This is a genomic window from Streptomyces sp. NPDC102259 (assembly GCF_044766465.1).
Classification (GTDB): domain Bacteria; phylum Actinomycetota; class Actinomycetes; order Streptomycetales; family Streptomycetaceae; genus Streptomyces.
Genome location: NZ_JBIWMA010000006.1, coordinates 299,508 through 311,786, shown reverse-complemented (window position 1 = coordinate 311,786; position 12,279 = coordinate 299,508). Strand labels below are relative to the sequence as shown.

The following is a 12,279-nucleotide window of genomic DNA, read 5'->3' as shown; positions in this document are numbered from 1 at the left end:
CAGCGCCGTCCGGGTACGGTATGCCCGGACGGCAGCCTCCGGCCGCACACGTGTGCCGGTCGGGACCGACGGAGAGGGCTGGTAGGTAGCTATGGAAGAGCCGCGTCGCCTCGGCGGCCGGTACGAGCTGGGCCACGTGCTCGGTCGTGGTGGCATGGCGGAGGTCTATCTCGCTCATGACACCCGTCTCGGCCGCACCGTGGCGGTGAAGACGCTGCGCGCGGACCTCGCGCGCGACCCTTCCTTCCAGGCCCGGTTCCGCCGGGAGGCCCAGTCTGCCGCCTCGCTCAACCACCCCGCGATCGTCGCGGTCTACGACACGGGCGAGGACTACATCGACGGGGTCTCGATCCCGTACATCGTCATGGAGTACGTCGACGGCTCCACGCTCCGTGAGCTGCTCCACTCCGGCCGCAAGCTGCTGCCGGAGCGGACGCTGGAGATGACCATCGGCATCCTCCAGGCCCTGGAGTACTCGCACAGAGCCGGCATCGTCCACCGCGACATCAAGCCGGCGAACGTCATGCTGACGCGCAACGGCCAGGTCAAGGTCATGGACTTCGGCATCGCCCGCGCGATGGGCGACTCCGGGATGACGATGACCCAGACGTCGGCGGTCATCGGCACGGCCCAGTACCTCTCGCCGGAGCAGGCCAAGGGCGAGCAGGTCGACGCGCGCTCCGACCTGTACTCGTCGGGCTGTCTGCTCTACGAGCTGCTGACGGTACGCCCGCCGTTCGTCGGGGACTCCCCGGTGGCCGTGGCCTACCAGCACGTCCGGGAGGAGCCGCAGCCTCCGAGCGTCTTCGACCCCGAGATCACCCCCGAGATGGACGCCATCGTCCTGAAGGCGCTGGTCAAGGACCCGAACTACCGCTACCAGTCCGCCGACGAGATGCGTCTGGACATCGAGGCCTGCCTCGACGGCCAGCCGGTCGGCGCGACGGCGGCGATGGGCTCGGTCGGCTACGGCGGCTACGGCGACGACCAGGCGACCACGGCCATGCGCTCCGCGGACGCCGGGGCCACGTCGATGCTGCCGCCCATGAACCCGGACGACGGCGGCTACGGCTATGACGACCGCCCCGACCGGCGCCGCCAGAAGAAGTCCAACGCCTCGACGATCCTGCTGGTCGTCGCCGCCGTGCTGGTGCTCGTCGGCGCGGTGCTGATCGGCAAGTGGGTGTTCAGCGGCGGCGTGAACAACGAGTCGGTGGCCGTGCCCAACCTGGTCGGCCAGGTCCAGGCCGACGCCGAGAAACAGCTGACCAACAGCAACCTCAAGCTGGGAACGGTCACCCAGAAGCCCTGCGCGGACCAGAGCAAGGGCAAGATCTGCGACCAGGACCCCGACGCCGCGACCAAGGTCGACAAGGACTCCACCGTCAACCTCGTCGTGTCGACCGGCGCGCCGAAGGTGGCCGTGCCGAGTGTCCTCGGCAAGAGCCTGGAGGACGCCAAGGCGCTCCTGGAAGGCGACCAGTACGGGCTCGTCGTCGAGACCAAGCAGCAGGTGTCCACCGAGGAGGAGGGCACCGTCCTGGAGCAGAGCCTGAAGCTCGGCAAGGAGGTGGAGAAGGGGACCACCATCACCCTCACCATCGCCAAGGCCGAGGAGAAGGCCACCGTCCCGGACGTCTCCAACAAGAGCTGCGACGAGGCCAAGGCGCAGATGGAGCAGAACGACCTCAAGGGCAACTGCGTCGAGGTCGACACCCAGGACCAGAACCAGGTCGGCAAGGTCATCCAGACCGTCCCGGCGATCGGCTCCCAGGCCGACAAGGGCTCCACGGTCCAGATCCAGATCGGCAAGAGCACCCAGACCCAGGTCCCGGGCAACCTCCAGGGCCTGAGCGTCAAGGACGCCAAGAAGGCGCTCCAGGACGCGGGTCTGACCGTCGGCAACATCACCGGCAACTCGGACGACGACGCCCAGGTCATCAGCTCGGACCCGGCCCCCGGCAGCACCGTCAACAAGGGCCAGACGGTCAATCTGGTCGCCTTCAAGAACGGTGGCAACAACGGCGGCAACAACGGCGGAACCACCTTCTTCGGCGGGACCAGCGGTTAGCCGCACCCAGAGGACGGTCAGTCGCACACAGCGGGCGGCAAGAGCGTGGGCCCCACCGGATACGTCCGGTGGGGCCCACGCCTTTGTACGAGCTCGGTCCGAGCCCCCGGCCAGCCCAGGGGATCGGTCCGAGCCCCCGGGCTAGCCCAGTTCCCTCGGCGGCGTCCGGTCCGCGTCCACCTTCTCCACACGCACCAGCTCCCCCCACACCACGTACCGGTACCGGCTCGTGTACACCGGCGTGCAGGTCGTCAGGGTGATGTAGTGGCCGGCCTTCTTCCTGCCGGACTCCTTGGGGATCTGGCCGAGGACCTCGACGTTGTACTTCGAGGTCTCGGGGAGGACCGCGTACACCTTGTAGACGTACCAGTCGTCCTTCGTCTCGAAGACGATCGGGTCGCCCTTCTCCAGCTTGTCGATGTTGTGGAACTTCGCGCCGTGGCCGTCGCGGTGGGCGGCGAGCGTGAAGTTGCCCTCCTTGCCGCTCGTCGGGAGAACGGCCTTGAAGGGGTCGGTGTAGTAGCCGGCGACGCCGTCGTTGAGGATCTTCGAGGAGGTGCCCTTCTCGACCAGCACCTCGCCGTTCTTCATCGCGGGCACATGCAGGAAGCCGATGCCGTCCTTGGTGTCGAGCGCCCCGGGACCGCTGTCCTGCTGGGCCCAGTTGTCGCGCACCTTGTCGCCCTGCCGGTGCGCGTGCCGGTCGGCCACGACGTTCGTCCACCACAGGGAGTAGACGACGAACAGGCCGAGCACCAGGCCCGCCGTGATGAGGAGTTCGCCGAAGACGCTGACGGCCGCCGCGATCCGGCCGCCCCCGCGGCGCGGCGGGGCGGGATCGGACGCGTCCACGCGCGCGTGCTCTTCGTGCTCGGTGTCGCCGGTGGTCGCTGCCACGTTCATCTGCCCCTACTCGACTGCACGCCTACTCGACGAGCGCATCCGGCTTTCCCTTGCTGCGCGGCCGTTCCTCGACCATCTTGCCCCAGACGATCAGCCGGTACTTGCTGGTGAACTCCGGGGTGCAGGTGGTGAGGGTGATGTACCGGCCCGGCCCGGTGAATCCGGAGTCCGGCGGCACGGCGTCGAGGACGCTCGTGTTGCTGGGCGCGGTCACCGGCAGCGAGGACGTCATCTTGTAGACGAAGTACTCGTCCTGCGTCTCGACGACGATGTCGTCGCCCGCCTGAAGCCTGTTGATGTACCGGAACGGCTCGCCGTGCGTGTTGCGGTGGCCGGCGAGCCCGAAGTTGCCGGTCTTCGCGTCGGGCATCGCCGTCGTCAGCGGGTCCTCGCCGTAGTGCCCGACCATGCCCTTGTCGAGCACCTTCTTGTTGCTGACGCCCTCGGCGATCGGCACCACCACGTCCAGCTTCGGGATGTGCAGGATGGCGAAGCCCTGCCCGGGCGAGAACACCCCGGGGGCGCCCTTGCCGTTCGCCCAGTCGTCCTGGAGGCTGCTGGCCTCCCGGTCCGCCTGCGCGTGCGCCCGCACGTTCGTCCACCACAGCTGGTAGGTGACGAAGAGCAGCATCAGCACGCCCGTGGTGATGAACACCTCGCCGACCGCCCGGCTGGCGACCACGGCGGCGCTCGGCTTGCGGGCCCGCTGCCGACGGCGCGCCTCGACGCGTGACAGCGGCCGCTCGTCCTGCGGCGGCGCGTCGGCCCCGTTGTACGACTCGGACACCTCGCCCGGGCCACCGTGACGGCCATGGCGGCCCTTGGCGGCCTTTCTGCGGGCCGCTCGACCGCCCGCCGGGGTTCCAGGGGCGGGAGAGGCCGCTGAGGCGCCAGAAGCGGATATGGGGCCGCCTCCGAACATGGACGCCGGCGGTATCCGCAGCGCCACCGTCTCCTCGTCGATCGGCGGCTGGTACGGCTCCCCCGCGTGAGGGCCTGCCCTGTAGGCATCACCGCCGAACGACTCGTACGGCGCGGTGCCGTACGAGTCCTCGCGCTCGGGGCGCAGCGCGGTCACGCCGTGGCCCTGCCCACCACCGGGGCGAGCCCCGCCGACCTCGCCACCGCGCCCTGGTCGCCGCACTCCACCAGCCAGTTGGCCAGCATCCGGTGCCCGTGCTCGGTCAGCACCGACTCGGGGTGGAACTGGACGCCCTCGACGGGCAGTTCACGGTGGCGCAGGCCCATGATGATCCCGTCGTGCGTACGGGCCGTGACCTCGAGCTCGGCCGGGACCGTCGCCGGCTCGGCGGCCAGGGAGTGGTAGCGGGTCGCCGTGAAGGGGGTCGGCAGGCCGGCGAACACGCCGCTGCCCTCGTGCTCCACCAGCGAGGTCTTGCCGTGCAGCAGCTCCGGCGCCCGGTCCACGACACCGCCGTACGCCACCTGCATCGACTGCATGCCCAGGCAGACGCCGAAGACGGGGACACCGGTGGCCGCGCAGTGCCGGACCATCTCGATGCAGACGCCGGCCTCCTCGGGCGTACCCGGCCCGGGGGACAGCAGCACTCCGTCGAACCCGTCCTGGGCGTGCGCCGTGGAGACCTCGTCGTTGCGCAGGACCTCGCACTCGGCGCCCAGCTGGTACAGGTACTGGACCAGGTTGAAGACGAAACTGTCGTAGTTGTCGACGACAAGGATGCGCGCGCTCACTGGTTGTCCACCGTCACATCGTTGAAGGGAAGCAGCGGTTCGGCCCACGGGAAGACGTACTGGAACAGCGCGTACACGACGGCCACGATCAGCATGATCGAGATCAGCGCCCTGACCCACGCGTTTCCCGGCAGATGCCGCCAGATCCAGCCGTACATGCCGTCCCTTCCGTCGCATCACGGCACCTGACTCACGCCGTACGCCACCAGACTAACGGCGCAGGGCCTTCGGTTCGCCTGCCTCCACGGGCTGTGTGGAGTCCAGGTGCGCCCAGACGATCAGCCGGTGACTGTGCCCCCATTCCGGATCGCACGTGGTCAACGTCAGGTACCGGCCCGGACGCGTATACCCCGACTTACGTGGCACAGCGTCGATCACCTCGACGTCCGAGGGCACGGTTTTGTAAGGCCCTTTGTCGACCCGATAGGTGAACCAGGTCGTCCCGTCCGTCAGGACCACCGAGTCCCCCCGCCTGAGCTCGGGAAAGTCCTTGAAGGGGTCGCCATAGGTACGGCGGTGACCGGCGACGGAGAAGTTCCCGGTCTGCCCGAGCCGCGCGCTGCCCGCGTAGTGCCCCAGCCCCTTCTTCAGGGTGCCGGTCGCCGTGCCCTCGAGCACCGGCTTGTTCCACGTGAAACCAAGACGTGGGATGTACATCACCGCGAAGGGCTTGCCGCTGCGATACGGCGCCGGCCGGGCGGTGGCGCTCGCGCTGGGCGTGGGACTCACGGTCCCCTGCGCCCACTGGTCGTGGAGGTCGTCGATCTGGTCGCCCATGACGCGGTCGGCCTGCACACCGGTCCAGAACAGCACGTAGACGACGAAGAGGACGATGACGGTGCCGACGGTGAGGCACAGCTCGCTGAACGTCCTGACGATCACCCGCACCGACACAGGCGCCCCCCGGCGGCCGCTGCTCCACTACCCCACAGGCTTGGCGTAGTGCAGATCCACTGTGCCCGAGTAGCCGGGCAGAGTCACCGCCCCGTCCTCGGTGACTTTCCAGCCGAGCCCGTAGACGTTCACGTAGACCATGTAGTTCTGGATCGCCGGGGCTTCGGCGAGCGCCTGCTGAAGCTTCTCCGGGTCGCCGACCGCCTGGATCTTGTACGGCGGCGAGTAGACGCGGCCCTGGAGGATCAGGGTGTTGCCCACACAGCGCACGGCGCTGGTGGAGATCAACCGCTGGTCCATGACCTTGATGCCCTGGGCGCCGCCCTGCCAGAGCGCGTTCACCACGGCCTGGAGGTCCTGCTGGTGGATGACCAGGTAGTCGGGCTGCGGCTCCGGGTAGCCGGGGAGCTTGGCGGTGGCGTTCGGCGGGGCGTCGTTGAGGGTGACCGTGATGGCCTTGCCCTTGACCTTCTGGGTCCCGGCGTTCTTCTCCAGTCCCGCGAGCTTGTCGTCCTGGGCCTGGGTGCTGCCGTCGTCGGCCTCGGCCAGCGACTCCACGTCGTCGCGCAGGACCCCGTTGGTCTCGTCCAGCTCGCCGTTCTTCTGGCTGCGTTCCTGGATGAGGTCGGACAGCCTCAGCAGGGAGGCGTCCGTGCGGATGTTGGTGCCCTTGGCCGTGGTGAAGCTGGTGAAGAAGAGGAGGCCGGCGAGGGCGAAGACACCCACGGTGAGCACCCGCACCGGCCGGAAACCGCCCCGCCGGTCGGGCGAGGAGACGGGAGGCGTGGACTGGGAGGAAGCCGGAGAATCGGCCGCGGAGGGCTGAAGGGCGGATTCGGGAGCGGGAACACGGGCGGGATCGGGGGCGGAACCCGTTGTACCCGTCCGGGGGGAGTCGGCAGAATTGCTCAACGTACCCTTATCTCCTTCGGCGCCGTAGAAGCACTACGCTAACGGACGCCCGGGAAAGCCCTTCAGTCCCCTGGCACGCAGCCCCCGAGCCCGATCCAGCACCTGCGCGGCCACGCAGCGCATCGACAGGAGAGACCCTCGTGCCGAAGTCACGTATCCGCAAGAAGGCCGACTACACGCCGCCCCCGGCGAAGCAGGCGACCGCCATCAAGCTAAACAGCCGTGCCTGGGTCGCGCCGGTGATGCTGGCCATGTTCCTCATCGGGCTCGCCTGGATCGTGGTCTTCTACGTCACCGACGGCTCCCTGCCCATCGACAAGCTGGACAACTGGAACATCGTCGTGGGCTTCGGGTTCATCGCGGCCGGATTCGGCGTCTCCACGCAGTGGAAGTAGCGGTCGCAGCAGCGGGGACGGGGCGGGGCGAGTAGCTCTGCCCAGGACTATCCCCTGAGTTATCCACAGCAGTTTTCCACATGGGGAAAAGAAAGACGATCTGTGGATAACTCATCGAAGGTTGACGCCGGTGTGACGTAACTACCGGCTGCCACCTTCACTCGAAAGAGTGTTCGCCCCCTGCCTGACCTGTGCAAACGCAGGTCGATGGCAGGGGGCACAGCTGTTCCCGCACGTTGTGCACAAGATTCGCCACAGACTGTGGACAACGGCGCGCTCAGGTGAGCTGGACGGTCCTCAGGAGCGTCACCACCACGACGATCGCCAGCATCAGGCCGCAGATCCCGAACTGGACGAGGGCCCGGCGCTCACGGGGGGCGTGGACCATGCCGACGCCGATGACGACACCGGCGACCAGGCCGCCGATGTGGGCCTGCCAGGAGATGCCGCTCCACCCGAAGGTGATGACCAGGTTGATCACCAGCAGGGCGATGATCGGGCGCATGTCCTGTCGCAGCCTGCGCATGAGGACGACCGTCGCGCCGAACAGGCCGAAGATCGCGCCCGAGGCGCCCAAGGTCGCGGTGCCGGGCGGGACGAGCAGATACACCAGGGCACTGCCCGCGAGGCCGGAGACCAGGTAGAGCGACAGGTAGCGGGCCCGGCCGAGAGCCTGTTCCAGCGGGCCGCCGAGCCACCACAGGCTCAGCATGTTGAAGGCGAGGTGCCAGGGAGCCTCGTGTGTGAACATCGAGGTGACCATGCGGTACCACTCGCCCTCGGCCACACCCTCCGTCGGGTTGAAGGGGGCCGGCGGCCACTGGCCCAACAGCACCAGGCTGTCCAGCAACGAGGACCGCACCTGCACGGCGAGGAACACCGCCACGTTGATCCCGATGAGGATCTTGGTGAGCAGCCGGGGATCGGCGGTGACGACGCCTCCCGCGAGCGTGCGGGGCTGCGAGGCACTGGGCGCGTGACCCGTCCCGGAGCCCTCGCGGACGCAGGTGGGGCACTGGAAACCGACGGAGGCGCTGACCATGCACTCGGGGCAGATCGGGCGCTCGCAACGGGTGCAGCGAATGCCGGTCTCCCGGTCGGGGTGCCGGTAACAGACGGGCAGGCCGCTCTGCGCGTCGTCCTGCCGGCTGCCAGGCGCCTGGTCCATGGGCTCCCCCAAGTAAGTCGTCCGCATCGTCGTTGTCGGAGTGTCCGAGTATCCGAGGAGTCGGCGTGGTCGGAAAGGAACCGCCCTGCTCATCCTTACGGACGAGCAGGGCGTTTGGTTCCCGAGGGTCGGCCGGGGCGTCGCCTCAGCTCTTGCGGCTCTCGACGACGACCGACTCGATGACGACGTCCTTCAGCGGACGCTCGGTGCGCGGGTTGGTCCGGGTCGTCGCGATGGCGTCCACCACCTTCTGACCGGCCGGGTCGACGACCTCGCCGAAGATCGTGTGCTTGCGGTTCAGCCAGGCCGTCGGGGAGACGGTGATGAAGAACTGCGAGCCGTTGGTGGCCGGCCCGGAGTTCGCCATGGCCAGCAGGTAAGGCCTGTCGAAGCGCAGGTCGGGGTGGAACTCGTCCTCGAACTGGTAGCCCGGGTCGCCGGTGCCGTTGCCCAGCGGGTCGCCGCCCTGGATCATGAACCCACTGATCACCCGGTGGAAGACCGTGCCGTCGTACAGCTTCTCCGTGGACCGCACGCCGGTTTCCGGGTTGACCCACTCACGCTCGCCGGTGGCGAGGTCGACGAAGTTCTTGACCGTCTTCGGAGCGTGGTCCGGGAACAGCCGGATCTCGATGTCGCCGTGGTTGGTCTGCAAGGTGGCGTACAGGTGCTCGGCCACGGTGTGCCTTCCGTTGTCTCTCTGTGACCCTCAGATCCTCGCACGGTCAGGGGCGGACACAGCCCGACGGCTCGTTCCCGCATCGGAACCGTCGTTACGGGTACAGAAAAGCATCCGACTCGTCCGGGACGGGAGCGGGCGACGCCGATCCGTGGCATCGTCGGCTTTGTCGCCCTGTCGACCCTCTATTGCCATTGCTCCGATCCGTCCCCTATCGCATGTGATCAGCACCCGTATGCCCGTCCACGCATGCCGGGACGGCCATTGACAGGCATGATCCGTAAAAGGGTGGAAAGTCGAAATACCGTACGCCACCGAGGAGGAGGAACCCGTGACCCGCATCGACAGCGTGCGCGCCGCGACCGGCTCGGCGAAGGACAGCGTGCTGCACGCCGCGGAAGTGGTGGCGCCCTACGCCGACACGGCCAAGGAACGGGCCGCGCTCTACGCGCATGAGGCCCGTGTACGGCTCGCGCCCAAGGTGTCGCTGGCCGCAGAACAGGCCCGCGTGCAGTACGACGCCCACGTCGCCCCGCGTCTGGAGCAGGCGAAGACACATGTCCCGCCGAAGGTAGACCTGGCCGCGCAGGAAGCGGCCGCCCGCACCCGGCTGGTCGCACGACAGGCCGCCGACTACTCCCGGCCGAGGATCGAACAGGCCGTGGCCGCGGCCGGGCCCGTGAAGGACGAGGCCGCCGCCCGAGGCGTCGCCGCGCTGGCCGCTCTGCGCGGCCAGGTGACGCCGAAGGAGATCGAGAAGCTGACGCGCAAGCACCGGCGGCGGGCCAAGGCGGGCAAGCTCGCCAAGGCACTGATCGTCCTCGGTGCCGTCGCCGGCGGTGCCTACGCGGCCTGGAAGTGGTGGGACAAGCAGGCGAACCCGGACTGGCTGGTCGAGCCGCCGGCGGCCACGGAGGTACCCGCCTCGGGCGGTCTGGCCTCGGTGGACGGCAGCGGCGACCCGTCGGTCCTCGACGCCGACGTACAGGCCAAGGAGGCCGAGGAGGAGGCCGCGAACCGCGACGACCGCAGCTGAGCGGCCCGCGGCCGACCTTCGCCCGTATCTCACAAAAAAGACCCCGCCCACCTGCGTTTCCGCAGGTGGGCGGGGTCTTGTAGGTGGAGCCTAGGGGAGTCGAACCCCTGACATCTGCCATGCAAAGACAGCGCTCTACCAACTGAGCTAAGGCCCCGCAAGAGACGTCCGGCCGGAAAACCTCGTACCGGCGGGCGCCGCAGACCAGAGTACCGGGTCACCCGGGGTATCTCGCAAAAAGATGGGGGGTCCCCGCGGATGACCACTCTCCGTAAGATGCTCGGACGCGGTTCGCTGGAGCGAACCGCGGTTTCTGGGGAAGCGATGGGGAGACGCAATGGACGCCGCACAGCAGGAAGCGACCGCGAGAGCGCGGGAACTCCAGCGGAACTGGTACGGGGAGCCGCTGGGGGCGCTCTTCCGTAAGCTCATCGACGATCTTGGCCTCAACCAGGCTCGTCTCGCTGGGGTACTGGGCCTCTCGGCGCCGATGCTGTCGCAGCTGATGAGCGGTCAGCGGGCGAAGATCGGCAACCCGGCGGTGGTACAGCGGGTGCAGCTGCTCCAGGAGTTGGCGGCACAGGTCGCGGACGGCAGCGTCAGCGCCGCCGAGGCGACCGAGCGCATGGACGAGATCAAGCGGTCCCAGGGGGGCTCGGTGCTCAGCAACACCACACAGACGACGAGCGGTTCGGGTGCGCCCACGGTCAAGCGGGTCGTCCGCGAGATCCAGTCCCTGCTGCGCTCGGTGGCCGCCGCCGGCGACATCATCGACGCCGCCGACACTCTCGCCCCGACCCACCCGGAACTGGCAGAGTTCCTCCGGGTGTACGGCGCCGGCCGTACCTCCGACGCGGTCACGCACTACCAGTCCCACCAGAACTGAGCCCTCGGCCCGGTCGCCGAAGGGGGTTCGGCAGCCGGGCAGTCGGCGGTTCCGGGGGGCATCACGACACAGCGCGGCACACGGGGGTCGTATCGCTCATCGCGGGGGAAGCAGAGGGGGAGACCCGAGCGGGACCAGGGGGAGGAGCGACGCACAGCCATGGGTGAGGTCTTCGCCGGACGGTACGAACTGGCCGACCCGATCGGCCGCGGAGGGGTCGGCGCGGTCTGGCGCGCCTGGGACCACCGCCGCCGCCGCTACGTGGCCGCCAAGGTGCTCCAGCAGAGCGACGCGCACGCGCTGCTGCGTTTCGTCCGCGAGCAGGCGCTGCGGATCGACCACCCGCATGTGCTCGCGCCCGCCAGCTGGGCCGCCGACGACGACAAGGTCCTGTTCACCATGGACCTGGTGGCCGGCGGTTCGCTGGTCCATCTCGTCGGCGACTACGGCCCGCTGCCCCCGGTCTTCGTGTGCACCCTGCTCGACCAGTTGCTCTCCGGGCTCACCGCGGTCCACGCGGAGGGTGTCGTGCACCGCGACATCAAACCGGCCAACATCCTGCTGGAGGCCACCGGTACCGCCCGGCCGCGCCTCAGGCTCTCCGACTTCGGCATCGCGATGCGGCTGGGCGAACCCCGGCTGACCGAGACCAACCTCGTGGTCGGAACGCCCGGTTACCTCGCGCCCGAGCAGATGATGGGCGCCGAACCGGACTTCCCCGCCGACCTGTTCGCCGTCGGCCTGGTCGCGCTGTATCTGCTGGAGGGCGCCAAGCCGGACGCCAAGGCGCTCGTCCAGTACTTCGCCGAGCACGGGACCCCGGGCGCCCCCAAGAGCGTTCCGGAGCCGTTGTGGCAGGTGGTCGCCACTCTGCTCCAGCCGGACCCGCAGGCACGCTTCCGTACGGCCACGGGGGCGCGCAAGGCGCTCGCGGCGGCCGCCGAGCTCCTGGCCGAGCCCGGCCCGGACGACGAGCTGATCGAGATCTTCGACCAACTCGGCTCCCTGCCGCCGGGTTTCGGCCCCGAAGGCCCACCGAAACGACCAAGGCCCCCCAACTCCCCGACCGCACGCCCGCACACCACCTCCGACACGGACCACGTGAACACCCCACCCGAGCCGGGCAGCCTGGGCACGACTCCCGATCCGGGGGGCCTGAGCACGACTTCCGATCCGGGGGGCCTGAGCGCGGCGCCTTCCGGCCCGGGGGGACTGGGTAGCCCTCCCGCACCGGACGGCCTGGGCAGTCCGCCCGCTCCCGGTGGCTTGGGCAGCCCTCCCGCTTCCGGGGGCCTGGGCGGCCCGTCTGACCCGGGGCGCCCGAACACCCCACCCGAGTTGGCCGGTCGCGGCACCGCACCGCGTTCGGGCCTACCGGCCAGCCCGCCCTGGGCAGCCGACCCGGGCACCGGTTCGCCGCCCGCCCGTCCGGGAGTGGCCCCCGGTGCCGTCCCTGCGGGCAGCGGATCCCTGCCCTCCGGGCCGACGGCGGCCACCGCTGCTGCCCACCCGGGCACAAGCGGCCTGCCCTCCCGGCCGGACGGAGCGCCTGATGGTCCAGCCCGCGCAGGCACGGAAACGGGTACAGGCACGAGTACGGGCGCGAGCACGGGCACGGGTAC

General features: G+C 69.3%; 12 protein-coding genes, 1 tRNA gene and 1 pseudogene. 5 read left to right on the top strand and 9 right to left on the bottom strand.

Annotated features, from left to right (window positions below; genetic code table 11):
* Positions 1-91 precede the first annotated feature (91 nt).
* On the top strand, positions 92-2,071 hold the full coding sequence (pknB, locus tag ACIRPU_RS17840; RefSeq protein ID WP_403867822.1) for a Stk1 family PASTA domain-containing Ser/Thr kinase: 1,980 nt from the start codon (positions 92-94) through the stop codon (positions 2,069-2,071).
* 141 nt (positions 2,072-2,212) lie between these two features.
* Here pknB and ACIRPU_RS17835 read toward each other — a convergent pair whose 3' ends face one another.
* Genes ACIRPU_RS17835 through ACIRPU_RS17810 form a run of 6 tightly spaced genes read right to left on the bottom strand, consistent with a single transcriptional unit; the run spans position 2,213 to position 6,322 of the window.
* A complete protein-coding gene (locus tag ACIRPU_RS17835) occupies positions 2,213-2,974 on the bottom strand; it encodes a class E sortase (protein WP_403867820.1) in 762 nt (253 codons plus the stop codon).
* Positions 2,975-2,996: 22 nt separating this feature from the next.
* Positions 2,997-4,052, bottom strand: a complete 1,056-nt coding sequence (locus ACIRPU_RS17830) for a class E sortase (RefSeq protein ID WP_403867817.1) — start codon at positions 4,050-4,052, stop codon at positions 2,997-2,999.
* The gene (locus tag ACIRPU_RS17825) at positions 4,049-4,687 is read right to left on the bottom strand and encodes an aminodeoxychorismate/anthranilate synthase component II (RefSeq protein ID WP_384118072.1); all 639 of its coding nucleotides are present in this window, start codon (positions 4,685-4,687) and stop codon (positions 4,049-4,051) included. Before ACIRPU_RS17825 ends, ACIRPU_RS17830 begins: the two co-directional genes overlap by 4 nt.
* The gene (locus ACIRPU_RS17820) at positions 4,684-4,845 is read right to left on the bottom strand and encodes a hypothetical protein (RefSeq protein WP_107095631.1); all 162 of its coding nucleotides are present in this window, start codon (positions 4,843-4,845) and stop codon (positions 4,684-4,686) included. The genes ACIRPU_RS17825 and ACIRPU_RS17820 overlap by 4 nt, the downstream gene beginning before the upstream one ends.
* A gap of 52 nt (positions 4,846-4,897) precedes the next feature.
* Positions 4,898-5,575, bottom strand: a complete 678-nt coding sequence (locus ACIRPU_RS17815; protein ID WP_403867983.1) for a class E sortase — start codon at positions 5,573-5,575, stop codon at positions 4,898-4,900.
* A 33-nt stretch (positions 5,576-5,608) separates the two neighbouring features.
* Positions 5,609-6,322 (bottom strand): DUF881 domain-containing protein, encoded by a 714-nt coding sequence (locus ACIRPU_RS17810; RefSeq protein WP_403867980.1) that lies wholly within the window; start codon positions 6,320-6,322, stop codon positions 5,609-5,611.
* 311 nt (positions 6,323-6,633) lie between these two features.
* On the opposite strand from ACIRPU_RS17810, the gene crgA reads away from it, so the two are divergent.
* A complete protein-coding gene (gene crgA / locus ACIRPU_RS17805) occupies positions 6,634-6,888 on the top strand; it encodes a cell division protein CrgA (RefSeq protein ID WP_054242100.1) in 255 nt (84 codons plus the stop codon).
* Between the two features lie 277 nt (positions 6,889-7,165).
* Here crgA and ACIRPU_RS17800 read toward each other — a convergent pair whose 3' ends face one another.
* Complete coding sequence (locus ACIRPU_RS17800) at positions 7,166-8,056, bottom strand: rhomboid family intramembrane serine protease (protein ID WP_403867813.1); 891 nt, start codon at positions 8,054-8,056, stop codon at positions 7,166-7,168.
* A gap of 145 nt (positions 8,057-8,201) precedes the next feature.
* Positions 8,202-8,735 carry a peptidylprolyl isomerase gene (locus tag ACIRPU_RS17795; RefSeq protein ID WP_403867811.1) on the bottom strand — a complete coding sequence of 178 codons (534 nt, stop codon included), beginning with the start codon at positions 8,733-8,735 and terminating at the stop codon, positions 8,202-8,204.
* A gap of 331 nt (positions 8,736-9,066) precedes the next feature.
* Between ACIRPU_RS17795 and ACIRPU_RS17790 the strand changes: the two genes are divergently transcribed.
* Positions 9,067-9,771 carry a DUF5324 family protein gene (locus tag ACIRPU_RS17790; RefSeq protein ID WP_403867808.1) on the top strand — a complete coding sequence of 235 codons (705 nt, stop codon included), beginning with the start codon at positions 9,067-9,069 and terminating at the stop codon, positions 9,769-9,771.
* Positions 9,772-9,855: 84 nt separating this feature from the next.
* On the opposite strand, the gene ACIRPU_RS17785 is transcribed toward ACIRPU_RS17790, so the two are convergent.
* Positions 9,856-9,928, bottom strand: a tRNA-Ala gene (locus ACIRPU_RS17785).
* A gap of 180 nt (positions 9,929-10,108) precedes the next feature.
* Here ACIRPU_RS17785 and ACIRPU_RS17780 point away from each other — a divergent pair.
* Both ACIRPU_RS17780 and ACIRPU_RS17775 read left to right on the top strand, forming a co-directional pair.
* On the top strand, positions 10,109-10,657 hold the full coding sequence (locus ACIRPU_RS17780; RefSeq protein ID WP_020130633.1) for a DNA-binding protein: 549 nt from the start codon (positions 10,109-10,111) through the stop codon (positions 10,655-10,657).
* A gap of 159 nt (positions 10,658-10,816) precedes the next feature.
* Positions 10,817-12,169 (top strand): annotated as a pseudogene (locus tag ACIRPU_RS17775) (protein kinase); the annotation flags it as partial.
* Positions 12,170-12,279: the final 110 nt, after the last annotated feature.